27 protein-coding genes and 1 pseudogene are annotated in these 23,708 nt (G+C 72.8%); 1 reads left to right on the top strand and 27 read right to left on the bottom strand.

The window, feature by feature from the left end:
- The first annotated feature begins 362 nt into the window (after positions 1-362).
- Positions 363-977 carry a hypothetical protein gene (locus ACTWP8_RS33460; RefSeq protein ID WP_443325842.1) on the top strand — a complete coding sequence of 205 codons (615 nt, stop codon included), beginning with the start codon at positions 363-365 and terminating at the stop codon, positions 975-977.
- 88 nt (positions 978-1,065) lie between these two features.
- Here the strand turns inward: ACTWP8_RS33460 and ACTWP8_RS33455 are convergent, their stop codons facing one another.
- From ACTWP8_RS33455 to ACTWP8_RS33325, 27 genes and pseudogenes are all read right to left on the bottom strand, one after another.
- On the bottom strand, positions 1,066-1,515 hold the full coding sequence (locus ACTWP8_RS33455; RefSeq protein ID WP_443325841.1) for a hypothetical protein: 450 nt from the start codon (positions 1,513-1,515) through the stop codon (positions 1,066-1,068).
- A 351-nt stretch (positions 1,516-1,866) separates the two neighbouring features.
- Entirely contained in the window at positions 1,867-2,445 is a 579-nt protein-coding gene (locus tag ACTWP8_RS33450) for a hypothetical protein (RefSeq protein ID WP_443325840.1), read from the bottom strand.
- A 190-nt stretch (positions 2,446-2,635) separates the two neighbouring features.
- Positions 2,636-2,926, bottom strand: a complete 291-nt coding sequence (locus ACTWP8_RS33445) for a hypothetical protein (RefSeq protein ID WP_443325839.1) — start codon at positions 2,924-2,926, stop codon at positions 2,636-2,638.
- A gap of 713 nt (positions 2,927-3,639) precedes the next feature.
- Positions 3,640-3,975, bottom strand: coding sequence for a hypothetical protein (locus ACTWP8_RS33440; protein WP_443325838.1), 336 nt, complete (start codon positions 3,973-3,975; stop codon positions 3,640-3,642).
- Positions 3,976-4,179: 204 nt separating this feature from the next.
- Entirely contained in the window at positions 4,180-4,575 is a 396-nt protein-coding gene (locus ACTWP8_RS33435) for a hypothetical protein (RefSeq protein ID WP_443325837.1), read from the bottom strand.
- Between the two features lie 237 nt (positions 4,576-4,812).
- Entirely contained in the window at positions 4,813-5,475 is a 663-nt protein-coding gene (locus ACTWP8_RS33430; protein WP_443325836.1) for a hypothetical protein, read from the bottom strand.
- 520 nt (positions 5,476-5,995) lie between these two features.
- Complete coding sequence (locus ACTWP8_RS33425; protein WP_443325835.1) at positions 5,996-6,478, bottom strand: hypothetical protein; 483 nt, start codon at positions 6,476-6,478, stop codon at positions 5,996-5,998.
- Positions 6,479-6,645: 167 nt separating this feature from the next.
- Complete coding sequence (locus ACTWP8_RS33420) at positions 6,646-7,284, bottom strand: DUF6927 domain-containing protein (protein ID WP_443325834.1); 639 nt, start codon at positions 7,282-7,284, stop codon at positions 6,646-6,648.
- 392 nt (positions 7,285-7,676) lie between these two features.
- Entirely contained in the window at positions 7,677-7,937 is a 261-nt protein-coding gene (locus tag ACTWP8_RS33415) for a hypothetical protein (protein WP_443325833.1), read from the bottom strand.
- Positions 7,938-8,088: 151 nt separating this feature from the next.
- On the bottom strand, positions 8,089-8,358 hold the full coding sequence (locus tag ACTWP8_RS33410) for a hypothetical protein (RefSeq protein ID WP_443325832.1): 270 nt from the start codon (positions 8,356-8,358) through the stop codon (positions 8,089-8,091).
- 276 nt (positions 8,359-8,634) lie between these two features.
- Complete coding sequence (locus ACTWP8_RS33405) at positions 8,635-8,802, bottom strand: hypothetical protein (RefSeq protein ID WP_443325831.1); 168 nt, start codon at positions 8,800-8,802, stop codon at positions 8,635-8,637.
- 16 nt (positions 8,803-8,818) lie between these two features.
- Positions 8,819-8,995, bottom strand: a complete 177-nt coding sequence (locus ACTWP8_RS33400; protein WP_443325830.1) for a hypothetical protein — start codon at positions 8,993-8,995, stop codon at positions 8,819-8,821.
- A 333-nt stretch (positions 8,996-9,328) separates the two neighbouring features.
- Positions 9,329-9,574, bottom strand: a complete 246-nt coding sequence (locus ACTWP8_RS33395) for a hypothetical protein (protein WP_443325829.1) — start codon at positions 9,572-9,574, stop codon at positions 9,329-9,331.
- A gap of 348 nt (positions 9,575-9,922) precedes the next feature.
- The gene (locus tag ACTWP8_RS33390; RefSeq protein WP_443325828.1) at positions 9,923-10,285 is read right to left on the bottom strand and encodes a hypothetical protein; all 363 of its coding nucleotides are present in this window, start codon (positions 10,283-10,285) and stop codon (positions 9,923-9,925) included.
- A gap of 536 nt (positions 10,286-10,821) precedes the next feature.
- Positions 10,822-11,877: a hypothetical protein gene (locus ACTWP8_RS33385; protein ID WP_443325827.1), complete on the bottom strand. Its 1,056-nt coding sequence runs from the start codon at positions 11,875-11,877 to the stop codon at positions 10,822-10,824.
- Positions 11,878-12,286: 409 nt separating this feature from the next.
- Positions 12,287-13,201: a DUF4097 family beta strand repeat-containing protein gene (locus ACTWP8_RS33380; RefSeq protein WP_443325826.1), complete on the bottom strand. Its 915-nt coding sequence runs from the start codon at positions 13,199-13,201 to the stop codon at positions 12,287-12,289.
- Positions 13,202-13,610: 409 nt separating this feature from the next.
- The gene (locus tag ACTWP8_RS33375; RefSeq protein ID WP_443325825.1) at positions 13,611-14,120 is read right to left on the bottom strand and encodes a hypothetical protein; all 510 of its coding nucleotides are present in this window, start codon (positions 14,118-14,120) and stop codon (positions 13,611-13,613) included.
- Between the two features lie 349 nt (positions 14,121-14,469).
- Positions 14,470-14,976, bottom strand: coding sequence for a hypothetical protein (locus tag ACTWP8_RS33370; RefSeq protein ID WP_443325824.1), 507 nt, complete (start codon positions 14,974-14,976; stop codon positions 14,470-14,472).
- A 308-nt stretch (positions 14,977-15,284) separates the two neighbouring features.
- Positions 15,285-16,229, bottom strand: a complete 945-nt coding sequence (locus ACTWP8_RS33365; protein WP_443325823.1) for a hypothetical protein — start codon at positions 16,227-16,229, stop codon at positions 15,285-15,287.
- Between the two features lie 235 nt (positions 16,230-16,464).
- Positions 16,465-16,653 (bottom strand): hypothetical protein, encoded by a 189-nt coding sequence (locus tag ACTWP8_RS33360; RefSeq protein ID WP_443325822.1) that lies wholly within the window; start codon positions 16,651-16,653, stop codon positions 16,465-16,467.
- Positions 16,654-17,239: 586 nt separating this feature from the next.
- Positions 17,240-18,157: a DUF6197 family protein gene (locus tag ACTWP8_RS33355; RefSeq protein WP_443325821.1), complete on the bottom strand. Its 918-nt coding sequence runs from the start codon at positions 18,155-18,157 to the stop codon at positions 17,240-17,242.
- Positions 18,158-18,681: 524 nt separating this feature from the next.
- The gene (locus tag ACTWP8_RS33350; protein ID WP_443325820.1) at positions 18,682-19,323 is read right to left on the bottom strand and encodes a hypothetical protein; all 642 of its coding nucleotides are present in this window, start codon (positions 19,321-19,323) and stop codon (positions 18,682-18,684) included.
- Between the two features lie 460 nt (positions 19,324-19,783).
- A pseudogene (locus tag ACTWP8_RS33345) lies at positions 19,784-20,257 on the bottom strand (HU family DNA-binding protein); the annotation flags it as partial.
- Between the two features lie 344 nt (positions 20,258-20,601).
- A complete protein-coding gene (locus ACTWP8_RS33340; RefSeq protein WP_443325819.1) occupies positions 20,602-20,946 on the bottom strand; it encodes a hypothetical protein in 345 nt (114 codons plus the stop codon).
- A 119-nt stretch (positions 20,947-21,065) separates the two neighbouring features.
- Complete coding sequence (locus ACTWP8_RS33335; protein ID WP_443325818.1) at positions 21,066-21,533, bottom strand: hypothetical protein; 468 nt, start codon at positions 21,531-21,533, stop codon at positions 21,066-21,068.
- 278 nt (positions 21,534-21,811) lie between these two features.
- Positions 21,812-22,552, bottom strand: coding sequence for a GP88 family protein (locus tag ACTWP8_RS33330; RefSeq protein ID WP_443325817.1), 741 nt, complete (start codon positions 22,550-22,552; stop codon positions 21,812-21,814).
- Between the two features lie 410 nt (positions 22,553-22,962).
- Positions 22,963-23,708: hypothetical protein (locus ACTWP8_RS33325; protein WP_443325816.1), on the bottom strand; the 746-nt coding region annotated here is incomplete at its 5' end.

Here is a 23,708-nt window from a genome sequence, read left to right as displayed (position 1 = left end):
CAGGGAAAACCGGCTCCGGGGCCAGGTGCCGAGCAAAAGTGCCAGAGGTGCGCGGCGCACCAGGCTCCGCAGACCGGGGAACACTCCCACCCCCACCACGGCACCCGGCATCACCGACGACACCACGTCCACCACCTGGCACCCACGAGCGGGAGACCACCAGCTCTCCATACGGCGTTGCCTGGTGACACTCCCCCTCGTCAGGGCCCGCCTTGTCCCGTGAGCGGGACCGGGCGCAGCGACGGGTGTGCTACGGCGTGGGACGGAGGCGGCCGGGCCGGTTCGGGCCGGGGGCGGGCGGCTGAGACTGGCACGACATGGTCCGCGCAGGGCGGGCCCTTTTCGGTGAGGAGGTGGCCGCTGTGGCGAGGAGCAGGAGCAAGGGCCGGGGCGGGAAGGAGCTGGCGCGGCGCAGGCAGGCGCTGGAGCGGGTGGCTGCTCGGGTGGCCGACGACCGGCGGGCGGCGGAGGAGGCCGAGGCGGAGCGGCTGCGGCGGGAGGCTCAGTTTGATGAGCTGGCGGCCGACTTCGAGCTGGCGCGGGAGGACGAGGAGGTGATCGTCGCCGAGGTGGAGGACGAAGTCCGGCGGGTGCGGGAGCGGGGAGCTGCGCGGATCCAGAGCGCGCGGGTGGCGGCGGCGCGGGTGGTCGCGGCGATGGGTGAGGCCGGGGAGACGGTCGCGGGGTGCGGGCGTCGTCTGGGCGTAGGGGTGGATCGCATCAAGGAGCTGCGGCGGCTGGCCCGGGAGAGCGCGGAGGCTGAGGCGGCGGATGCGGGCAAGGCGGGCAAGGGCGGTTCGGGGAGCCAGGAGGCAGGGGGGTCGGGAACGGCGGAGGCGGCGCAGCGGCGGGAGGCTCCATCCGGCGCGGGCGCGGCGGCAGGGGCAGCTACGGGCTCGGGGCTCCCCGCGGTGCCGTCGGTCGTGCCGTCGGCTTCGGGCGGTGGTGGGCGTACGGGGGCGTGGCCGTCCCGTTGAAAGGGCCGGGTCCTGGCGGCGGATGAGCGGCGGCCCCGGTCGCTGCGGCACGGGGTGGCGCAGCGGCCGGGGCCGTCTGTGGTACGGGTCAGCCGCGGGGCTGTTGGGTCCAGGGGGCGGCGGGCCGCTGAGGGGCAGCGGGCCGCTGAACGGGCTGTTGTACGGGCTGCTGCGTGGGGTAGTGGGCGGGTGCGGGAGCCTGCTGGGCGGGTGCGGCCTGCCAGTTCGCCGCGGCGTGCTGAGGTGCGGCCTGGGCCTGGGAGACGTGGCCGGTGAAGCGGCCGGGGTCGACGTCCTTGTAGGAGACGGTGACGGGGGCCTGGTCGGCGACGAAGATGCGTTCGTGGATGCCGGGGGCCTGGAGTATCCACACGACGGTGCCGTCGCGGCGGGTGGAGCGGCGGATGAGCGGCGGGGGGAGAACGATCTCCTCGGTGATGTCGGTGTTGGGGTCGGTCTCGGGGACCTTGATGTGGTCGACGGCGCTGAAAAGGCCCTGCATCTCGAAGAGTTCGTTGATCGTGGTCTGGTGCTGCACGGTGCGGCGTCCCCCCTCCTTCGTCGTGTGGCGGCCGGTGGCGGCGAGTTCGATGGAACGGTAGAGGCGCGGCGGGGTGTGGGAGGGCCGGGGCGGGGCCGGGTGCCAGGAGGCGGGACGCGGGTTGCGGTGGAGGGTGCCGGAGGCGGGATACGGCGACGGCCCCGCGCCGCCGGACGGAGGGTCCGGGACGCAGGGCCGCGCGGGGTGAGTGGTGCGTCGGCCGGGAGCTGCTGCTCCGGCCCAGGGGAACGACGGTGGCGGGGCAGGGGCTTAGCGCCGTAAGCCCGTCGTGAGGGGTATGCGCAGCGGGCCTGTGCCCCCGTAGGCCGCGGGGCGCGGCGGGGCTGGCTAGGGCTCTTGTGCCGCGGGAGTGCCGGTGGCCAGCACGTGGAAGAAGCCGACGGCGAGGGCCCAGGCGGCGGGGCACGCGTCGCGGTTGTCGGGGGCCACAGCGAGAAGGGCGTTGACATCGCCGATGGTGTCCGGGAGTTCGGTGAGGGTCTTGGCCTGTACGTGGTCGGCGGGCTGGAGGCTGCCGGAGAGGATGCGGTCCTTCACGTGGGGGCGCAACGACCAGAGGGGGGTAGCGGGGTCGGTGGGCGCGGTGGTGTCTGCGCCGGGGCGGATGGAGTGGAGGGCACCGAGGTACCGGAGGGCGGTGAGCCAGCGGCTGCCGGGGGTCGTGTAAGCGCGCACGGTGAGGGTGCCGTCGGCAGTGATGACGAGGGTGCCCCTGGTGCGGGCCTGACCGGAGTGCGGCATGTCCTCGGCGAAACGCAGACCGGCCACCGGCTCGCTGCCCTGGTTGCGGTCTTCGTGGGCCTGGGGAGTCAGGCGCGGGGTGGAGGCGTGCACGGCGGCGTACAGGGCGCCGAAGGTACCGGAAGCAGTCAGTGCCTCGTGAAGCTCGTGGTCGGTGGAAAACACCAGCGTCCCTCTCGATGGGTTGGGGGGAGTGGCCCGCCGGGTGCGGGCCGGACGGGAGGGACGGTGTCGGGAGCGAGGGCAAGCCGCGCAATAGGCGGAAACGACGCGCGGCCCCGCCCCCGCGGGTGCAGGAGGGCGGGGCCGGTGCCGCCCGGCGGCCGCGCGCTCGGTGCGCGGCCGCCGGGCGGGGTTAGAGCCAGGGGCGGGAGTCGCCGGGGCGGACGCCGATGACGCCGACCTGAGCGAGGCGGGCGGCCTCGATCGCGTCGTCGCAGTAGTCCCAGCCCTGCGCGTGGCGGTGTTCGGCGTAGGTGTGGGAGTGGCCGCGCTCGCAGCACCATCCGGTGTCGGTGTGGTGGACGCGTGCGCCGCAGTCGCGGGTGGTGGGGCCGTCCTCGTCGTAGTCCTCGACGAGCCAGTCGCAGGCCTCGTCGGGCTCGTCGGTGGCGGTGGCGGTTTGGGGGGCGCGGAGCTCGGTCACGGGCGGTGCCTTGTCCTTCAGGCGAGGGCGGGCGGTCATGGTGGCCGGGCCGGAGCGCGGGAGGGGGCCGGTGCTCCGGCCCGGCGTGATGACCATGGCGAGGGCGGGGGCTAGCGGCTCAACCCTGGGTGGAACGGCGGCGGCCCGCGCCGTTTCTGGCGCGGGCCGTGGTGAGGCTGTAGTGGCGGTGGCTGTGGTGATCGGTTCGCTAGGTGTGGTTGCTGTTTGCTGAGTTGCCAAAGGGGTGGCGCAGGTGGTGGGGCAAGGATGCGCGGAATTGCCAGTAGTGGCGCATGGTGGTGACGGTGCGGTGGAGGCCAGAGGGGGTCGGGGGGGTCGGGGGGTGCGGGTGCGGCGGATAGGCGGGGTCGCATCCGTCGGTGCCGCGGCGGCCGCAGGTCTCGCAGCGTGCGGAGTGCTCGTCGATCCACTGGTTGGATTCGATGGTCTGCCTGTAGCTGGCCAGGCCCCGGCGCAGGCGGGTCCAGGGCGAGGGGGAAGCTGTGGAGGCGATGATGGGCTCCTTTGGTGGGTGCTGGTCGGGGTGCCGGGCCGCAGCAAGCGGGACGGGTCTCACCGCTGCTGCGGTCCGGGGTCGTGGACAGCGGCGACCGAGGGCCCGCGCAACCGTGGTGGTCGTCTGCCGAGAGTGCGGCTCTCGCGGCGGGGGTGGCATGGGCCCGGTCGGCAAGGCGGCTGCGGGGCGCGGAGGGTCATGTGGTGTCGTAGGTGCGCGGGTTGGAGAAGGCGGGCCGGAGGACGACGGGGACCGGTTCACCGGTGAGCAGCGCGCGGCTGATCAGGGCGAGCACGCGGCGGCGCGTCTGCACCGGAACGGTCGGGAGGTCGTAGATCATCTGGGCGAGTGACTCGGTGGCGTCGATGATCGCGCTGCACAGGTCGGGGTCTTTGTGCTCCGCGGTGGTGGCGAGCGTGAAGAGTTCGTCGGAAAGTGAGCGGAGCGCTTGCAGCATGGGCGCTCTGGGCCTGTCGGCGGTGACGGCCCACGCGGCTTTCCAGGCATCGTTGGCTGCGGTCTTGTCGGGCACGGTGTTCCCTTCCGTGGCGGAGTTCGGGCTGCGGTGATGACGTGGCGGTGGCGCGGCGGGTGCGGCCGTGCTGTGGGTTCACGGTCGGGGACCGGCGGGCTAGGGCGGCAAGACGACGGCCGGGCGTGCGTCAGCCCCCAGTGCGCTGGTACGGCGCCGGGGGCTGGCGGGGTGACGGGTCGGGCCGACTAGTGGCAGGGCGGGTCAGGCGGCGGGCCGGTCGATCGCGTTAGCGCCGGCGGCGAGTTGGCTGAGCGCGTTGTGGACCTCGGCCGGGGTACGCCTGGCTTCGAAGAGCCACGCGGCGTCGGATGCGGTCAGGCCGAGTTCAGCACGTGCGACGTGATCGACCAGGGTTGCCGAATGGCCGGGCTTGTGGGCGACGACGAGTAGGTCGGCGTCGAATACGACGGTGTAGTCGGTGAGATGGGCGGCGAACCCGGCGACACAGAGCGTGGTGCCGCAGTCGAGGGTGCCGGTGGTGAGGTCATCGGTGGGCAGCAGCACGTCGACTCCGTCGATCCAGTAGGACTGGTCGTGGTGCTGGGGGCGTTCGGTGATCTCGTGCAGGATGCGGGCGGCGAGTTCGGCGTTGGGCATGGCGTCTCCGTTCAGGGGTGGGCCGGGCTGGGTGCTGGGCGTTGGGTGCACGGTCGGGGCGGAGCGGGTTAGCACAGCAACCGGCTGGCGCGGGTAGCGGCTGGGGTGCGGGACGCGGTCATGGGGCGGCCCCCGGCACCGCGCACGGAGCGGGTGCCGGGGGGCGGGGTGTGCGGCGGACATGGCGCGGCCCCCGACACGTGGGGTACGGGATCGGGGGCCGAGGCGGTCGGGCGCTCAGGCTGTGGTGGGGCGGCCCGGCTGTGCGGCGGCGTCTGCGGCCTTCTTCCATCCCTGCTGGATGGCGGCGGCCTGGCGGAAGTAGTCGGTGGTGCTGATGCGGCTCTCGGTGTCGTAGTAGCCGCGGAGGCCGAAGTGCTCCGGGGGGCTGTAGATCGGGACGCGGTCGATGACGAGCATGGCGACGACGGTCCCGGCGGGCACAGTGCGCCGGGTGCCGTCGATGAAGACGCAGCGGGTGCCCTCCTGCTCGAAGAGGTACTCGCCGAAGTCGAAGCCGGGCAGCAGCAGATCGACGTGATCGTCTCCGTAGGCGGCGCGTCGTGGGGCGTCAGCGGCCAGGAGCGTGTGCCAGGAGCGCAGCCCTTCGGCCGCCACGGTGGCGAACAGCTCGGGGGTGTCGATCAGGGGGGTCAGCGAGGGGCCGACGATGCCGCCGTTGATGAAGCGGATGGCGCCGAGGGTCGCCTGGGTGGGGTCGGTGTACTGCCACCACAGAGCACCGATCTCCTCCACGTGGCGGATCATCTCGGACAGGGTGCAGATCGTCCCGGCCCGGCCCATGTTGTGCTCGCGCAGGTAGGAGTTCAGCGGGCTGTCCCACATCTCCTGGTCGGTCTCGGAGGGCTTCGTACGGTCGCGGTAGAGGATGTAGCCCACGAGGCTGCCTTTCAGTCGGACGACAGGGGGTGTGATGCGGGCGAGGCCGCCAAGGGGAGCGGCCCCGGCGCCAAAGGACGGTGGCCGAAGCCGGTGTTAGTCCCGCAACGGCGGGGCTTTCCGGTGTTCGGGGACGGCTGGGGTGGGCCGGTGCGCTGTGGCCCTGGCACTGCGACCCGCTGCCCATGTGCGCGTCCAGCCAGCACGCGATGGCCGTGTCCGTCGCACCAGCGGGGCGGGTGTGGCGTGCCTGGCCTGGGGGCCGGCGAACTGGAGGGTGGCAGGTGACGGCATGAAGGACGCAACGCCTCGGCACCAGAGCCCGGGGGAACCGCTTTTTCCCTCGGGGGGCGGCCGGGCGTGGATGATACGGGCTGGGCCCGCCCAGCGAGAGGTACGGCGGGGCGGGCCCTGGTCGAGCAAGGCGGTCACATGTCTGGGGCGGAAGTGAGCTTGTGGCGGCTGAAGGCGTGACGGATGCAGGCGGCGATGGCATCGCGTCGCGCAACGATGCGCGGGGCTACTTCCGGAAGGAGGGGCACGCGACGGTGTAGCTGCGCCTGTGGTGCAGGAACGGCTGATGGCACGCGGAGCACCGGGGGTTCGACGGGGTGTCTGGGCGCGGCTCGACGTCGAACGTGTCGCACGCCGTGCCGTTGGGGTTGCGGTGCTCGCTCTCCCACTGGCCGCACTCACCGCATGCCGGTGTACGGGGCGTGGGGAGCGGCCGGGCCTCCTGCACCATCACGTGGAACGTCCCGGAGGCGTAGGTGAAGCCCACGGTCTTGCTCAGGTCGTCCAGGGCGAGCGCGCCGCCGCACTCCACGGCGTTGATCAGCATGGCCCGCAGCAGCGCGCCGGAGACCGGGCGCGGGTTGGGGGCGTCCGGGTTCAGGTGCCGGGCGGCCGACGCGGTCACGGAGTACGCCGCGAACGTCACCTCCGACGGGTCGAGCAGCGGCCGGAACATCGCGGGACGCTCGTCATCACGGACAGCAGACATAAGTGAACTCCCAAGAGGAGGAAGGGTCTGAAGAGAGGCCGGAGACCCGGGAAGGCGCTGATGGCTCGGGGCCGGTGACGGCACACTGCTGGGGCGTAGGGCAAGCCGTGCAAGTGGCGGTGTGCGCCGTATCCCGCCCCTGCGGGTGCAGGAGCGGGATACGGGGGTCAGCGGGCGTCGGCCGTCGGCTGCGGCTCGGCGGCGGCCTGGAGCTGGGGTTCGTTGGTGTTGGCCTGGTGGTGCTCGCCGACGGGCGTGAGGGACTCGCTGCCGTCAGGGCGGATGATTGCGGCGACGCTGTCGCGCCAGTGCCGGACCTGGTAGCGGCAGCCGTTGTGGGCGAGGTAGCCGCGGCCGCGAGACCGGGTGTAGGTGAAGGTGTCGCGGGTGGTGTCGTTGCTGAAGCGCAGCGGGTGGGTGAGTCGGAGCCGCGTGCCCGGCTTCAGCTGCTTGCGGAGGAACGCGCGCTGGTCGTGGTGTCGGCGGCAGTTCGCCCGCCACTGAAGCGCGTACTTGTGAGTCGTCGGGGTCAGCGCGTCCAGCACGGCCTCGGGGGCCTTGCAGTCGCCGGGGCCCATGTTCTCGTCCATGTCCTTGTAGCCGAAGTTGTAATTGGCGTCGCGCCTCCAGTGAGTCAGGGCGACGTAGGCGAAGACCTTGCCGGTCTCGCGGTCGCGGACGGCGGCGTAGAAGACGTGGTCGACGGTGCCGTGCGCGATGATCTCGTACCGGTCGTCGAGTTCCTTCGCGAAGTGCTCAGCGTTGCTCTCGACGCCTTTGTCGCGGTGGTAGAACGTCCAGCCCATGCCGGGCCACCTTTCGGGTCGGGGATGCGGGGAGGGCCAGGCCCGTGCTCCCCACTCCCCCGCGGCCCGCAGATGGCGAGGGGACGGAGGGGTGGGGGCGGGCGGCCGCGGCTGAGACCTTGGCCGTGACGGGCACAAGCCGCGCAAGCACGACGGCATGGGCAGCGGAGCCGGCGCGCGGCCGACCGGAACGGCAACGGTGGCAGGGGGCGGCGGCGCGGAGCGGTCAGGGCCGGGGAAAGACCCACGGACGATGGCGAGGAGCGGGACAGGGCCCGCAACACGGCGCCGCCCCGTCCCGAGGATGCGGGGCGGGGCGGCGGCGTGGGGGCTCGTCCTCTTCGGCGGGGCGGGCGGCCCGGTGTCGGTTCGGGGCTCCCGCGCGGGCTGTGTCAGATGGCGGTCAGGTCGGCTTCGCGGGCATGGGTGGCGGCAGCTTCGACGTAGGCGCCTGCCATGTCGGCGGTGGCGGCCCGTTCTTCGCCGGTGTCGTCGTCGGCGCGTGCGAGGGTTTGAGCGGCCTGCCGCAGGTGGTGGGCGCACTGCCGGTACTGGGAGGCGGCCGACTTGCCGCCGTGTGCGTCTTGCGTCTCGGCGCGCAGGTCGGCGACGGTTGCGAGTACTTCGAGGGGGAGGGTGACGCCTTCTCCCATGAGCAGCTCGGCAATCTCCCGGAGCCGGGGGCGTGGGTGGGGTGTTGGTCAGTCGGCGCCCGGCACGGCCTCGTGCGGGTGAGCCCCCGGACAGCCGCCGAAAGGGGGTGTCAGGGGGCTCACGAACAGATCGGGCGGGAAGCCGCAGGGCCTACTTGCGCGACGCGGAATCCTGAGAGGGCTTCGCATCCGGCTGCCGTCGGGCGGCCCGGTACTGGCCGGCCGCGATGCCTGCGTGCAGGGCGGCGAGCAGCAGAACCAAGCCCACCACCCAGTAGAAGTGCGCCAGGCCGTACAGCAGGGCACTGGGCAGCAGCAGCACGGCGGCGGCAACCCTCCGCCGAGGCGTGGGGCTGCGGCGGCTGACCAGCATGAGGACGCTGGAGGCCAACAGCAGCAGCATCGCGAACAGATCGAGCACAAGGTCTCCTCGTGATGTGGGCGGGCGGGCTGCCCGCCGTAGGAATCCGCCCGCTTGTGGCGGCCGGGGATGGCCGGTGCAGGGCGTGCCGCCGACAGTGGTGGGGGGCGGAGCAAGCCACGCAACAGCGGCTGACCGGGCCGGATACGGCGGCGGTGTCGGACGCGGACGCGGCGGCGGGGGCGGGAACGCGAGGCGGCCCCGGGCCGGGACGGGTGTCCGGGCACGGGGCCGGTCGGCGCGGCGAGCTGGCGGGGGCGGTTGCCGCGTGCGGGGTTACAGGACGGGGATGTTGTAGCGGTCGGCGGCTTCGCCGGGGGTGAGTACCTCACCGTCGGGCATCCGGACGATCATGCGGCCCTCGGCGGGGCTGTAGACGTAGTCGCCGGGGCATCCGGCTTCCCTGAGGCGGTCGGACAGGGGCTTGCGTTCGAAGATGTGCATGACCGGTTCTCCTCGGTCAGTAGCTGCGGCCGGTCAGTTCCTTGTCGGCCTCGTCGGAGCAGATGGGGCAGAGCCCAGGCCAATCCGGTTCGGCCTTCTCGATGAAGGTCCGGGGGCAGTCGCGGCATTCGACGGGGACCACGCGGTGATGCGGGGCCTCGCGGGCGGGAATGTACGGGTCGCGGTTCGCCATGCGTATTGCCTTCCTTGGTCAAGTGCCGCCAGGGGTGGTCAGCTGGTGGTGAGTGATGTGCGGGTGACGCGGCGCGGGCGGCCGGGGGCGGGGTGGTGGTCACCGCGCCCCGGGCCGGTGTGCTGACCATGGCCGGGTGGGCGCCAACGGCCGCAACCCGTCGGGCCGGGCGGCGCGCGTTGCGCGGGGGGCGGTCTACGCAGTGGTGTCGGGGGCGGCGTGGCTGCCTGCCGGGAGGCTGCCGGAGGCCACTTGCGCGTCGAGCGTGTCCTGTGCGCGGCGGGTCCGGGGCCAGATCGTCACCCCGGCAGTGGGCGAGACGGTCTCACTGGGTCAGGGCGTGTCGGGGTTCATCTGACGGTAGATGTGGGCGATTCCGGCTTCGCCGTAGGTGATGGGCGCGCTGTAGGGGCCGCCGTCGGTGTCGAGGAGCTGGACCATGTGCTGGTGCAGGCGGGCCTGCATGGTCTTGCCCGCGGCGCGGATGGCGCAGGCGGCTTCGGAGTAGCCGACGGTGATCGTGATGACGTCGCCGGCCTTGTGGCCGGAACCGGCGGCGGTGGGTGTGGTGGTGCTCATGGCGGGTGCTCCTCCTGGCACGTGAGGCGGTACAGCGGTGACGGGGTCGATGCGGGAGCCGGGTCGCGCGGGGCGGTAGAGGGCCCGTGCACGGCCCGGCTGGCCGGTCGCTCTCAGCGCACGAGAGGGGATCTCGTGCGGGGCGCTCCCGGCTGAACGCACCGTCGTCCAAGGCAGGGTTAGCCGAGCAACCCCGCTCGAACGAGGGCGCGGGGCGCGGGAGGGCGGAGGCGGCCGGAGGGGCAGGGGCAAAAGGGGCTCCTGCTCGCCAGTCGGCGGGCAGGAGCCCCAAGAAGCATCGGTGGGGGCAGCTCACGGATGCTTCCGCGAGATCAAGGCAGTACGGACTCAGGCACAGCGCAGTACACGACCCAGCAGGGACCGGAGCGACCGGACGCGGCCGCGCCGCTCATACACCCGCACCATCGCGGCGATATCCGCCGGGTCCGGCGAGTCGTACCACGACATCTTGATGACCAGGGCCTCGCGCCGCTCCCCCTGCGGCCGGTCCAGCACGAGGATCGCCCCGCCCACGTCGGACTTCCATCGCAGCCAGACATGATCAGTCTCGGAGCTGAGCTCGAACTCCTCAGTGCGCAGGGCCGGGGGCAGACTCATCAGGCGGGCCACCTCGTCAGCGAACGACTCGAAGGTGTACGGCGACGGCGCGGCGGCGGGCAGGTGGGACTGGAGCCAGGACGACAGGGGCATGAGACTACGGGTCCTTCCTCTAAGCGGCGAACAAACCACAGGCGGGTGGTGGGTTCGCCGTCGGGTGTTGAGTGGTGCCGGGGCCGCGCGTGCGGCGGAGGCCGGGCCGGGCGCTCGCAGCGCACGTGAGGGGATTTCCGTGCGGGGCGTTCCCGGCCGACCTGAATGTCATGGATGGCGGGGTAAGCGTTGCAACTGTGCCCGCAGGGCTGGGACGCCCAGGTCTGGTGGATGTCCCGGTTCGGGAACGCGGCAGGGCCCGTCCCGGCAGGTGGCGGGACGGGCCCTGCCCGTAGGCCCCGTCCCGGCAGGTGGCGGGACGGGCCCTGCCCGTAGGCGAGAAGGCCGGGGGGTGCGTAGTGCGTGCGGGGCCGGGCAGCGAGACGAGCCGGGGTGGCCAGCGCGGGCCGCACACGGTTGTTCAGCGGCGGCAGTCGGCCGAGGAAGGAGCGTCGCAGCCGGGCTGGCAGGTGGACCGGCGGACGCCGTTCAGCAGGATGCGGACGGCGTTGGTGCCTTGGGCGCGGCGGGTTGTGTCAGATGGCGGCCAGGTCGGCTTCGCGGGCATGGGTGGCGGCGGCTTCGGTGTAGGCGCCTGCCATGTCGGCGGTGGCGGCCCGTTCTTCGTCGGTGTCGTCGTCGGCGCGTGCGAGGGTTTGGGCGGCCTGCCGCAGGTGGTGGGCGCACTGCCGGTACTGGGAGGCGGCCGACTTGCCGCCGCGTGCGTCTTGCGTCTCGGCGCGCAGGTCGGCGACGGTGGCGAGGACGTTCAGGGGGAGGGTGACGCCTTCTCCCACGAGCAGCGCGGCAATCTCCTGGATCTGGACGGTGGTTGGGCCCTGGTACTTGCGGGCCCCGGTTTCCGGCGCGGTCGGCACGGTCGCCGGGATTGCGGCCGGGGCGGGCTTCTTGCGGCTGGTGAGGGCGCGGGCGGCCTGCTGGCGGGTGTCCCATAGCGGCCCGGACATGCCGCCCTGGCCATCGGCCCACCCGTACCGGGAGACTCCTGCCTGGAGCGTGGTGAACGTCCAGCCGTGCACGGTGCTGGCGTCATCGCCGGTGACGGGCTGGAAGTGGTGGGCGGCGGGGTAGATGTCCCACGCGGTACGGCGAGCGTTGTCCGCGCGCCACACCAGGTCGGTCGCCTCGATATCCAGGGCCCGGCCACCACGGCGCACGATCCACCCGGCGGCGTGGAGCGTGTCCGCGACGCTGCGCAGGCCGACACTGTCACGCGTCCATTCCGGCTTGCCGCCTTCGAGGAACCACACCTGGGCGTGGCCGTCGTGGCCGGTGCGGGGGGCAACGAGGATGCCGCGCACGCTGGCGGCGTCATCGTCTTCGGGGTCGAAGGTGTCGCTGATGCGGGCCTTGACGATGGTCCCGGCGTCCGCGAGGGCGGCGCGCACCGTGTGGTTGGCGGCGTGCTCGGGGGCGCTGCCCTCGGCGGTTGCCGGGTGTCCGGCACGCTCGGCCAGCTTGCGCTCTTCCGTGCGGTCGGCTGCGTCCAGCACGGGGCCGCCGTCGGCTTCCTCCTGGGCCCTGTCGGTGTCCTGGGTGCCGGTGAAGCGGGTGATCTTGCTGATGGTCACGGTGGGTTCCCTTCCCGAAGGGTTATTGGTGGCCTGGCCGTTGGTGGCCTGGCCGGGCAGGACGATGGCCGGCCGCGGGGCTACCCGCGCAACCGCAACGGTGGGCAGAAGGGCGGCGGCGGGGAGGGTTGGAGCCGGGCCTGCGTTCGGCCCGCGCCCTTGAAGGGCGCGGGCCGAGGCGGGGGTATGTCAGTTGCGGGGCCTTGTGAAGGGGGTGCTGCCGCGCCCGGGTGCAGGTGCCGTCGGCGCGCCAGAGGCGGAGATAGCGACGCAACGCGCGGGCGGCGAGGAACGGCGGCGGGCCCGCCCGGCCGGGACGTGGCGGCGGGGCGGGCCTGGTGAGGTGGCAGGGGACTGGTGCGGGCTGGTGCGGTCGGCGGGGATCTCCGCAGAGCAACGCCCATGGCGGTCAGGGGCGGCGGACGGTTCCGGCAGACGCCTTGGCGGTGATGGTCATGTCCTGCCGGTGCGAGCCGTGCACGGTGACCGATCCGGCCGAGGAGCGGACGTCGACGGTGCCGGTGGCTTCGGCGGCGATGGTGAAAGTGACGGACCCGCCCGCCGCGCGCACGCGGGCGGTGTGGCCGGCGTGGTGGGTGACGGTGACTGATCCGGCGGCGGTGTCGATGTCGGTCCACTCGGTGACGGTGCCGATCCGCACCGATCCGGCGGCTGCCTCGATCTCGGCGCGGCCCACGCTGGCCAGGCGCACCGACCCGGCCGTTGCGTCGATCTTGGCGGCGGCCAGGTGGCCGAAGGTGTGGACGCTGCCGGAGTCGGTGTCAGTCTTCAGACCGGAGCCGGGCGGCAGCAGCAGTTCGATCTCGATGCCCTGGTGGCCGTTCACGGTCGTGCCGCCGGAGACGAACGTGGCGCCGTTGACCGAGCCGAACGTGATGCCGTCGGTGATGTGCATGTCGCCGACAGAGCTGAAGGAGTAGGTGCTGCCCGACCCGGAGACGTACGTGCCGCCCATGCTGGACCTGTGGCGGACGGTCCTCGGCGGTGCGGTCACGGCAGGCACGGTGACGGTGAGCTGCTGGCCGGTGTGCTGGATGCGGGTGTCGCGGGCGGCTTGGGCGTAGGGGCTGTCCGCGTCGGTGCAGTACACGCGCACCATCGGCACGGTGACGGAGGCGTCGACGGCGGCCCACACCGTGGCGGCGGACGCGGTGACGGTGGCCAGGACCGGGCCGGGCTGCTGCTCGTCGCCGGTGAAGGTGCGCAGCGGCTCGCTCCCGGCTTTGGCCGCCTCGGCGAGCAGGATGGGCTCGGCGGGCGCGGGCTGGCCGCTGGGGCGCTTGACGATCTCGAAGTTGCTCATCTCGGTTGCCTCCCGTGGGCGTTAGGGGCTACGGCCGCCGGGGCCGCGGGCCCCTGGTGGCGGGGCCGGGAGGACGGTCGCGGGGCAGGCGGTTAGCGCCGCAACCGTGGCGGCCCGCAGCCTCACCAGCGCCGCGAGTCCGCTCTGCGGCTGGGCGGCGCCCCGTGAAGTCTGGGCAGGCAGGCACGGGGGAATGTGACGGGGCGCCGTGCTGTCCCGGGGCGCGGGAGCACACTCCCGATCCGTCGCTTGGCGGCTCCGCCCCACGGGACCCGCCCAGCGGGGGAACAGCGGGCGAGCGCCGAGCGCGCGGGGCGGCAGAGCGGGCGGCGCAGGGCCGGACGTTCGGCGGGCCCGCCTCTCGGCCGGTGGCGGCAGGGAGGGGGCCCGCGTGGGTGCGTGCTCGTCGTCAGAGCGAGGGCTCGCCGTTGGGGTGGAAGAGCGGCTCGCGCAGGCGGCGGGTCTGGTCCTGGTGGCTGGTGAAGGTGGCGTTGTCGTCGGCGGGCCAGACGGGCGTGATCGACCGGATGACGCACAGGCCGTCGAGGTCGCTGTCCGGCTCGGCGGGCAGGACGAGGACGTTGCGCGTATGGGCGGGAAGGAACCGGGCCAGATCGGCGAGCGTGCCGATCGCGTACCACACGCCCGCTGCCCATCCGTTCTCGCGCTGCAACGTGGCGCAGGTGACCACGAGTTGGGAGGCGGTGGCGTCGAACAGCTCCACCACCAACTGGTCTTTGGAGCCTGCGGGCCGGATGAGGTAGCTGGTGATCTCGTGCCCGTGCTGCTGGAGGGATCGTGCGTAGCGCGCCAGCAGCTCGCGCCGGTCCTGTTCGTACGGGGTCACGGGCCGGTCGGCGAGGTAGTCGAAGTGCTCGCCGAATGGGGCTTGCTCGATGACCGGTTCCTGCGTGGCCATGGGGGCCATCCTTCCTGGGTGGAGGTGCACGGGGTTGTTCACGGTCGGTGCGGCCGGAGGGGACCGTGGGCACCGGGACAGGGACCGCCCCGGGCGGAGGGTGGAGTGCGCGGTGCACGTGCCGACCGGGTGCGGCGGGCACATCCGGCGTGCCCGGGGCGCACCGTGGCCGGGACGGGGGCTAGCCACGCCACCCGATACGCGGACGGGCAGGGTGGGCGGGCGGGAAACGGACAGCAAGCGCGGGCGCGGCGGCCGAGGGCCGTCGGCGGGCGGACAACTGGGCCGGGCATGGGTGAACCCCCGGCGGGGCCGGGGGTTCTGGGATGCCTGGGGGCCGCGACGGCCCTCACAGGTACGGGTTGCGGGCGGCCTGCTGGTCCCAGTACGCGGCGTCTTCCTCCTCCCGGCGTCGGATCAGCGCTTCGAAGACCGGCCAGCCGCCCAGAGCGTCGGCCGCGCCGAGGTAGCCACGTGCCCAGAGCGCGACAGCGGCGGTGTCCTCGGGGAAGTAGACGGGGGCGATCGCCCCATGCCCGGTGACCTGGAACCTCTCGCGCTCGGGTGTCGACTCGTCCTGGGACCACACCAGGCGGGCGATGACGAACTCGGCCTCGGGGAACCGGGCAGTGACCTCGGCGGTGGCCACGCCCCGGGCCTGGTCGTACTCGCTCGGCTCGCTCCACGCGATGGTGATGTCCGGGGCGTCCGAGTCGGCGCTGTGCCCGATCACCTCGGCAGGGCGGGCGGCGGAATCGGGGCCGGGGACGGCGGCCTGGGCGGTTTCGGCGGGCCCAGCCGCAAGGGTATCGATGCGGGCGGTGACGCTCGGCGCGCGGTGAACCGGAGAGGTCATGGCACATCCCCTACTTTGGTGGCGAGTTGGATACCGGACCGGCACCGGCCCGGCAGGCATGCACCCTGCTGTCGGACACAGCAAGCCGAGCAACCCGCTAGCGCACGGCGGTCCAGTTGCCGGGCCGCCGGGTGCACCGGCCGACGCCACGCCGCTCGGTCTGGACGCGCGGCGTGGCGGGGCACGGCGCCTGCGTACGCCGATGACCCGCACAACCGCGCACGCACCGGTCGGGGCGAGGACGCGAAAAGGGGCCCGTCCCGCCAACGTGGGCGGGACGGGCCCCAAAGGGCGGGGACGCGTGGCACTTAGTTACGGGGCGGGGCGGGGACCTCGATCTCGTAGCCGGTGTTGTTGAACGGGCGCTCGGTCTCGGCGATGAACTGGGCGCGCTGCGGCGTGTCGCACTCGATCGTGCAGGCCCCGCGGCCGGAAGCGTTGTACAGCGTGACGATGTAGCGAGCGTCGTCGGGGATGCCGCCCTCGAGGGGCCGGACGGTGTCCGGGGCGTAACCGCGGGCGGCCAGGCGGGCATTGACCACGGCGATGCAGCTGGCGCACAGCCACGCCCCGGGGAGGGTGACCTTGATGGCGCCGTATGTCAGGCAGCCGGTCTCAGTGCAGCGGATACCGGCCGCGCAGCGAGCGCGGGTCGCGGCACGCTCGGCGGCCTGCCGGACCAGCTCGGCGTCCACCTCGGGGTGGACGGCACCGGCCTCCTGGGCAGGGCCGTCGTCGTCGGCGCCAAGGCCCCATCGTGCGGCCCACTGCTGGAGGCGGTCGCTGGCGGCCCGGTCGTGGCCAGACCAGCCCCGGCGGGCGAGCACCGGCTCCACACGGGCGGCGTCGACCAGGTAGCGGCACCGCTCCTCGATGTCGCGGAACACCACCACTCGCACATCGTCGTCGGCGGCATCAGCCTGGGCGGCAGCCTCCCGGGCGGCGTTCGCGATGATCAGCAGCCGGGTGGTCGGGGCGTTCAGCTGCTGCTCGGCCGCGTTCAGCAACGAGCGTGCGTAGGCGGTCTCCTCGTGGCCGGCGACCCCGGGCAGGGCCAGCAGCCGCCGCGCCGCCGACAAGGCACGCGGAATACGCGCCATCGCGTAGGCCACGGTCGCGGCGTTGGCCTGCGGGTTCGCCAGCATCTGCCCGATCGGCTCCACTCGGTAGGCGAGGTAGTACAGGCGGCGGACCTGCCGGTCGACCTCGGCAGTAGTAAGGGCGGCGCGGGCGCGGTGGAGTATCTCAGGCATGGCACAAGCCCTCTCGTGAGGCGAAAGAAGGGGGGTGCCGGGCCGCACACCGCGGTGCGGGGAGGGGGTGCCCGCCCGGGGCGGCCCGGCAGGAACGACCCTGTGGCCGGGCAGGGTTAGCCCCGCAACACCCATTCCCCCACCACCCGCGCACAGCGGTATGCCCCCGGGGAGCGGAAAGGCCCGCCCGGCGCCGCGCGAGCGGCACAGGACGGGCCCAGAAGATGCAGGGGGCTTACTGCTCCCAGAGGCTCTTCCCGCGCGGCCACGGCGTCGTGATCGAGTGGGTCCGCCCCTGGTGGAAAGCCGCGGTGCACCAGGCGCAACGCACCTGCTTCTCGTCACGGCCCACTTCGTCTGTCACCGTGCGGCCGCACCGGTTGACGCACGTGTAGTTCTGCTCCTGGTCGTTCAACAACGCCATAGTTGCTCTCCGGAGTGGTCTGGGAAAGGTCGACGGGGCGCCGGGCCACCATGCGGTGCGAGAGGCGGGAAGGCCACCGCGGCACGACCGGCGAGAACGACCCTCGCCCGAGACGGCGTTAGCCCCGCACCACCCCACCCGCCGAAAGGGGGTGCCCCGGCCCGGCCCGGCACCGTGGACGGCACGGGCCGGGTACGGCCAGGAGCACCGGGTACGGCGACGGCCCGCGCCGGTGGGCGCGGGCCGGGCAGAGGCAAAGAGCCGGTCAGTCACGAGGGGGCCCAGGGTGATTCACCTCGACGCTTGCAGGTGCGGTCAGCAAGCCACACCACGACGAGGCGGCGGTCCTCGGCTACTGGCCTGCCGTCGCGGTCCCACAGGCGGGCCTCGGGCTCTTCGATCCCGCCGAGCCAGTCCGACGGTGGGGCTTGACACAGACAGGTGCGCAAGTCCTCGGTCTCATCGCGCCACAAGGCGGGCAGAACATGCATACGGACCCAGTCAGCAGCAGCGGGCCTCACAGTGGTCTCCGTTCGTATGATTCGGTGGTGAGTTGAGTGCCGGGTAGTTGGCCGGTCGGCACGGACTATGACCCCCCGGGTGCCAAGGCGCACAACCAACCAGCGTCGTCGGCCACGGAGGGCACGGCCGCGCGCAGCGCCTCAATCGCTTCACCGGTGCTGCGCCCCGGTTCGTTGCCCCACCCCAGGACGATCGCGCGGCGACGCCGCTCCACCTCATATTCCGGCTCGTCAGGGTCACCCTTGGCCGGCTCGCCCGCCAGGTGATCGGCCAGCAGGCGCAGCGCCTGCGTGCGGGACTGGCCGTAAGCCAGCCAGTGCGCGCGCTCGTCGGCCGGTATCGGCTTCGCGGCCCGCTGCGCCCGGTCCAATGCGTGCAGAAGCGTGCAAGGCGCGGTGTCGGTGAACCCGTCCGGGTCGTGCGTGAGGCCACCGGGCCTCATGGTCACGTCCTCCAGGTGGGCGGCGGCCCATCCCAGCAAGCTGGCCGTGGTGACCGGATACAGCGTGCGCGGCGGCCGACCCGGGCGACTCGCGGCAGCTACCGCCCGCTCGGCCAGACGAGCGGCCTGGCGGAACGCTGCGGCTGCCTCGTCAGCGGTGCGGCCCTCCTGCTCCCCCCACGTGTGCACGAGCCACCGCCGGTGGTGCTCGTCGTCGGTGAAGCGGGGGTCATGGGGCATCGCACCGCCTGCGAGATAGTCCGACAGCACGTCCAGGGCGAGACGCTGCGCGGCGTAGAGGGCCGGGTAGTCGTAGGTGCGGGCGCTGCTGCGCCGTCCATCACCGCCCGCGACGTTGAGCGCGCCGACCATGCTCGGGATCAGCTTGCGGGTTTCGGTGACGCCTGGGCGGCGGCCGTAGAGCCCGCCGTCGCGGCCGTCGTACAAGCCGAGGTTGTCCACGTGATCGGCAGCCCAGTCCAGCAGCGCGGAGGCGCTGGTCGGCAAGACGGTGCTCTCAGTGCTGTAGGTGATGGGCATGGAGCCTCCAAGTAAGTGGCGTGGGTGGCCGGGCTCGCGGAACAGCCCGGGACAAAGCCGCACCGCGAGCCCAGGACGGAGTGGAGCGGGTCGTGGTGCCGGGCCCCGCGCACACGGTGCGGGAGGGGCATGCCGCCGCAGAGGCGCAACCCGGCACCACGACGCTGACCCGAGGCCGGGTTAGCTCAGCAACACCCCGCTCCCCCACCCCCGGCACTGATGGACCGCCGCAGCGGCCGGGCCCGGGTAAACGGCAGCGGGCCCCGGGAGCCGCGCGTAGGCAGGCAGCCCGGGGGCCGGAGTGTGGCGGACAGAACTCAGATCCGGGGCCGTGGCGCAGCGGGGATCTGCGGCGCGGCGGGGGCCTTGCGGGACAGCTGGCTGTTTCAGGGCTGCGGGCCGGGGCACGGCCGGTGGGGAAACACGGCAGGCCCGCCCCAGCCGACGGGTCGGCTGGGGCGGGCCCGACACACACGCGGTGTCGGTACGAGCCCGGGGCACGGTGGGTGGAAGCGGGTGCTTCGCTACCCGCCGGCGGGGGCGGTGGACAGCACGAACACGTGCAGGCACTCGAAGGTGAACCGGTAGCCGGGGGCGTCGGCGCCCAGGGTGCGTTCGTAGCGGGCGTACAGCCGGCCCGCGGACTCCTCGTAGGACACCCGGGGCCGCTGCTGCTCGGCGAGGATGGTGGCGAGCACGTCGGCCATCTCGTCCAGGGGGAGCGTTGCCGCGAAGTCGTACGCGGCGTTCTCGTCGTAGAGGGCGATCAGGTCCGGCAGGGGCACCAGCCGGTTCTCCTGGTGGTCCATGAGGTACTGGGCGGCTGACCGGGCGGGCCCGAAGTCCAGGCGCTTCAGGCCCGAGGGGCTGTCGATCCGCGCTCCGGGGAGGAACGCGCCGGGCGGGCGCGGAACGAACCGGTGGCCCACCTCCCCGCGGACGGCGGAGCGCTGCAGCAGGTACCGGACATCGTCGTCAGCGAGCCAGCCAGCCTCACTGCCGGTCTGGGGCTCCCACCGTCCATCGGGGCCACCCCCGGGAGCACGCTGCCAGGCGCCTGCGTCGGCCTGCTCGTAGCGGTCGTCATGACAAAAGCGCAGGGGGGTGGACGGCGGGGGGAATCCGGCCGGTCGGGCGGGCGGGGCGGACAGGGCAGTAACGGGCACGGGGCAATTCTCCAGTGGGTGAGTGCGGATACGGCGGGGCGCGGCGCGCGGCGCGCGGAGTGCTGCTCGGACGCTGAGGAGGCGGCCGGGACGATGAAGCGCATCGGCGCCGGTGTCCGTGACGGCGCGGTGCGGCTTCTCGCCGACCTCGAGAGCCGGGAGCCGGGGGCCGGGCCGCACCTGGCGCGCCGTCATTGGAGCCGACCGCGTGGAGTGCGGTCCGGCAGCAACAACCGTGCCCCGGGGCCGGGGTTAGCCCCGCAAGCCGCGCTGGCCGGGCCGGGCCGGGGCGGGGAAATGGCTGCGGGCCCGCCCCGGCCGGTCTCCAGCAGGCGTACGGCAACGGCCCGTCCACGCGCCCCGCGCGGACGGGCCGTTGCCGTAGTCGTGGTGGTACGGGTGTGAGCATCCGGGCCAGGCGGACCGCCTTTGCCCGTTAGGCCGATCGCGGCAGACTGCGCGTCGGCGCCTCCTTCTTGGCCGCGGTCTTCTTCGCGGCCGTGCCCTTCCTGGCAGTGGACTTCTTCGCGGTCCCCTTCTTCGCGGTCGCCTTCTTCGCCGCTGTCTTCTTCCCGGCGGTCGCCTTGGTGGTGGAAGCCCCGCCGGACACGCTGCCTTTGGGCGCCTTCTTGACGGCGACACCCTTCTTCGGAAGCTTCTTCGCTCCGCTCACCAGGTCCTTAAAGCCCTGGCCCGCGCGGAAGCGGGGCACGGAGGTCTTCTTGACCCGAACACGCTCCCCGTTTTGCGGGTTACGGGCGTAGCGGGCCGGACGGTCCATCTTCTCGAACGAGCCGAAGCCGGTGACCGAGACCCGGTCGCCCGCGACGACCGCGCGGACGATCGCGTCCAGTACGGCGTCGACAGCCTCTACGGCCTGCTGACGGCCGCCGACCTTGTCGGCAATCGCTTCCACGAGCTGCGCCTTGTTCATCTCCAGCATTCCCCTCAAAAGTGGGTGACGGTTGCTTCGCCTGGCGCGGCCCGACCCCAACCCCGTTGCGAGGCCGGGAACTTCGTTCCGACCGGGCAAGAACGACCTTGACGGGAGGGGGAGTTAGGCCCGCAAGCTAGCGTTCCGTGCAGAGATGGCCCGGGGTTGGGGGGTGCCGGCGGGCGGGATACGAGGTGTGGGGCCGGTGCCGGTGGGCGGGATACCGGTGCGGCCGTGGGCGGGACACACCCATGGGGCGCGCTGGGAACGGCGGCGGCCCCTGGCCAGTCCAGGTGGACCGGCCAGGGGCCGCGAGGAGGGGGGAGCCGGGCGGGCCGCTGGGGTCAGCGGATGCGGGGCGCGGCCGGGGCCTTCGGGGCTGCGGGAACCTTCGGCGGAGCCGCCGGGGCCTTGGGCGCTGCGGGCCTGTTCTGGGAGCCGGAGGGCCTCTTGGTGAGGTCGGTCGGCTTCTTCGTCGTGCCGGATCCGCCGCCGTGGCGCTGCCGCCCGTCGTGGCCCGGGGCGATGCCGGTGCCCGCGCCGTACAGCACGCACGGCCGGGGACCGGCGGCGGGGACGAGGTCTACGGAGCCGGAGTGCGAGACGGGGCAGCGCGGCGGGGTGTCATCGTCCGCCGCGCTGACAGCGGTGAGCACCATCGCCAGGCCCATGAGGACGACGGCTGCCACCAGGAGGCCGTGAACGTGACGCGGCAGACGGCGGGTGTGCAGGTTGCGCACGGTGTGCCTTTCGATCGGTGCGGACCGGCCGGACCGGTCCGCGGGGTGAGTGAAGCGGAGATGGGGGGTCAGCGGTCGCTCGAGGTCGCGCTCGTCCCTTCGAGCGGCACCGTCGTGCGGGGCGGGTCGATCTCGGAGAAGGCCACCGAGTCGACGCTCAGGTGCACGGTCGTACCGTCGGGCCCGGTGACAGCCAGGACGTCACCGACGGACACCGACCGGACGTCTTCGGGCCAGCTCTGCCCGCTGTCGTCGCTGCCCTGCCGATTGCCGACCTCGAAAGCAGCTTCGGCGGCTTCGGCGGCGTCGGCGTGGGTGGCGGCGGAGAACGTCAACCGCAGCGGTGCGCCGTCGGCGGTGGTGACCTCGGCGACCCGGTGGCCGCTCTCGTAGCCGAAGAAGCTGTGCAGTGCGAGGTTCATGTAGACGGTCACGGTGTACACGGCGCTCGTACCGGTGGCGGGCGACTCGGCAGCAGGGATGCCGGTGTCGATGCGGGCCGTCACGACCGGCGAGTGCTGGATGGAGGTGGTCACGGCAGAGCCTTTCGGTGGTGGTGTGGGGCCGGGAGCGCGCCCGGCTGGCGGGAAGTGGCCAGGGCCGGAGCGGGAGAGAACGGGCGGGCTCCGGCCGGCGGCATGAACGGTGACGGGAGGGGGTGTTAGGGCCGCAACCGCCGGGCCGGGCAACGCAGACGGCCCGCACCGGCGACGGTGCGGGCCGTACAGGAGCGGCCGATCGGGCAGGCGGGCGGGCACGCCGACCCGGCCCCGCGGTGAGCGGGGCCGGGGCCAGGCGGCGGGCGGGCTGAGTGTCAGGTGGCGGTGGAGCGTGCCGCACGCGCCGCCTGGTGTCCACGCCGGGCAGCGCGTTGGGCATCCCGGATGCGCTGGAGCTGACCGAAGGAGTGCTCCCTCAGACCCACGCGTCGGCGGTTGGCCGCCATGCCAACGCGGGGCGGGCCGTGGACGGCCAGGGTGTCGGACGCCTCCTGGGAGGCGTACTCGGAATGCTCGAGTGCCTCTTGGTCAGGGAAAACATCCGCGTGCCGGTCATGGTCCAGGTCGATCAGCTGATCCTCCCGGCCACCGAGACTGTAGACCCACTTGAAGTTGCGGGGTGGATTCGGCTCGACCAGGCGGCGGAAGCGCGAGACCTCCTTGGTGTAGGCGTAGAAGGTGATCCCCTCCGGAGCGCCGCGCATGATGTCCAGCCACATGACCAGGTAGGCGTCGGAGAAGAAGTCCCCGGCATCGTGGATACGGATGTGGCGGCCCTGGTAGCGGGGGCGGCGCAGCTCGGCCGCCATCCGCTCCTTCCACACCAGCGGGGTCTCCAGCACCATGAGCAGATTGCGCAGGTGCGCGGCGCGCACGCTGGGGTAGCGGTAGGCGTTTTCCAGGGCGTAGCAGAACTTGGCGCAGACCCCTGCCTGGGGGCAGACGTTGATGGTGCGTCCGTCGGGCAAGCGGACGGCCCAGGCGGGCAGGGTCCAGTTGAAGATGCCCTGGGCTCGCATGTGGGAGTTCTGGGTGAGCAATGGCTTGGCGGCCATGAGTGCACTCCACGATCGTCGAGAGAAACGGGGTGGGGTGCGGTGCAGGAGGCCGTCGATGAACACGCCCCGGGGGGGCGGGTTCGGGGGCCGTGCCAACGCCCGCCAGCAGCGGGCTGCGCACTACCAGGCCAGACCCTGCGAGGAGGGAAACTCGGGAGTCCGGCCGGGCGGGATCAACCGTGACGGGACGGAGGGTTAGCCGCGCAACCGGCACGGAGCAGGTACGCGGGCCGGAGGGGCGGGTCTGCGGCTGCTCCGGTGTGAGCGTGTGCGGGGCCCGGGGACGGGGTGGTGTCGCTGAGCGGGCTGGTGTCCGCGGAGGTGGTGGCCGGATACGGCGGCGGCCCGCACCCCCAGGGTGGGGTGCGGGCCGTGAAGAACGGTCCGGCGAAGGAAGAGTTCGGCTCTCAGGCGCCGGAGGAGGCGGGGGCACTGTAGGAGGCCAGGACATCGCCGTACGAGGTGCTGACAACGCGTACCGGACCGCGCTTGGCCACGTCCGCAGCGATCTCGGCCAGCCACGCCACGCTGGAGCCCTGTCCTTCACCGACCCATCCCGAACCCTCGTTGACCTCGACAACAGCGAACCCGGACAGCACACCCCGATGGGCATGAGACTCAAGCTGGTGCGCGACACAGGCAACAACGGCCATACGGTCAGCGGGAGTAGCAACAGAGGGGCGCAGACACTCCGGCACGGTCTGGGCGTTCGTCCGGGCCTGCGCGGCGCAGTCCATTGCATAGGCCCACTCGCGGGGCAGGCCCAGCCTGCGCCAGCGGGCAGCCTGCTGGATCCGGTCACGGGCGTCGCGGATCCAAAACTGTCGCCATTCCTCAGCAGTGTTGATGATGCCGGCCTCGTCGTCGCCGAGGTCGACCGGAAGGGTACGGCCGTCGGCGAAGGTGGCATTGCCGCGTGTGGGATCCCACGCGAGCTGGCCGTTGGTGCCCTCGTACAAGCGGAAGGTCACCGACGCCGGGCGGGCGCCGTAGGGAGCTGCCGCGGCGCAGGCGTCCCGGACGGCACCCGGGAGCGCGTCATCGACGCGCGAGCTGAGAATCTCGGCGGCCTGGGTGTGTACCTGGAACAGCAGATCGTCGGGCAGCTGCTCCAGGTCGATGGGCAGCTCACGGCCGCGGATCGGGCCGTCGA

This window comes from Streptomyces sp. 7N604 (genome assembly GCF_052245475.1).
In the GTDB taxonomy this organism is placed as follows: Bacteria; Actinomycetota; Actinomycetes; order Streptomycetales; family Streptomycetaceae; genus Streptomyces.
Note: the sequence above shows the minus strand (reverse complement) of the source record. Positions and strands in the feature narration are given on the sequence as shown.

Coding starts and splice junctions, on each gene's coding strand:
- ACTWP8_RS33365 (WP_443325823.1), bottom strand. CDS start 16,229: ATGCCTGAGATACTCCACCGCGCCCGCGCCGCCCTTACTACTGCCGAG.
- ACTWP8_RS33435 (WP_443325837.1), bottom strand. CDS start 4,575: ATGCCCAACGCCGAACTCGCCGCCCGCATCCTGCACGAGATCACCGAA.
- ACTWP8_RS33330 (WP_443325817.1), bottom strand. CDS start 22,552: ATGGCCGCCAAGCCATTGCTCACCCAGAACTCCCACATGCGAGCCCAG.
- ACTWP8_RS33360 (WP_443325822.1), bottom strand. CDS start 16,653: ATGGCGTTGTTGAACGACCAGGAGCAGAACTACACGTGCGTCAACCGG.
- ACTWP8_RS33425 (WP_443325835.1), bottom strand. CDS start 6,478: ATGTCTGCTGTCCGTGATGACGAGCGTCCCGCGATGTTCCGGCCGCTG.
- ACTWP8_RS33415 (WP_443325833.1), bottom strand. CDS start 7,937: ATGGGAGAAGGCGTCACCCTCCCCCTCGAAGTACTCGCAACCGTCGCC.
- ACTWP8_RS33400 (WP_443325830.1), bottom strand. CDS start 8,995: ATGGCGAACCGCGACCCGTACATTCCCGCCCGCGAGGCCCCGCATCAC.
- ACTWP8_RS33370 (WP_443325824.1), bottom strand. CDS start 14,976: ATGACCTCTCCGGTTCACCGCGCGCCGAGCGTCACCGCCCGCATCGAT.
- ACTWP8_RS33355 (WP_443325821.1), bottom strand. CDS start 18,157: ATGCCCATCACCTACAGCACTGAGAGCACCGTCTTGCCGACCAGCGCC.
- ACTWP8_RS33420 (WP_443325834.1), bottom strand. CDS start 7,284: ATGGGCTGGACGTTCTACCACCGCGACAAAGGCGTCGAGAGCAACGCT.
- ACTWP8_RS33405 (WP_443325831.1), bottom strand. CDS start 8,802: ATGCACATCTTCGAACGCAAGCCCCTGTCCGACCGCCTCAGGGAAGCC.
- ACTWP8_RS33390 (WP_443325828.1), bottom strand. CDS start 10,285: ATGCCCCTGTCGTCCTGGCTCCAGTCCCACCTGCCCGCCGCCGCGCCG.
- ACTWP8_RS33375 (WP_443325825.1), bottom strand. CDS start 14,120: ATGGCCACGCAGGAACCGGTCATCGAGCAAGCCCCATTCGGCGAGCAC.
- ACTWP8_RS33395 (WP_443325829.1), bottom strand. CDS start 9,574: ATGAGCACCACCACACCCACCGCCGCCGGTTCCGGCCACAAGGCCGGC.
- ACTWP8_RS33380 (WP_443325826.1), bottom strand. CDS start 13,201: ATGAGCAACTTCGAGATCGTCAAGCGCCCCAGCGGCCAGCCCGCGCCC.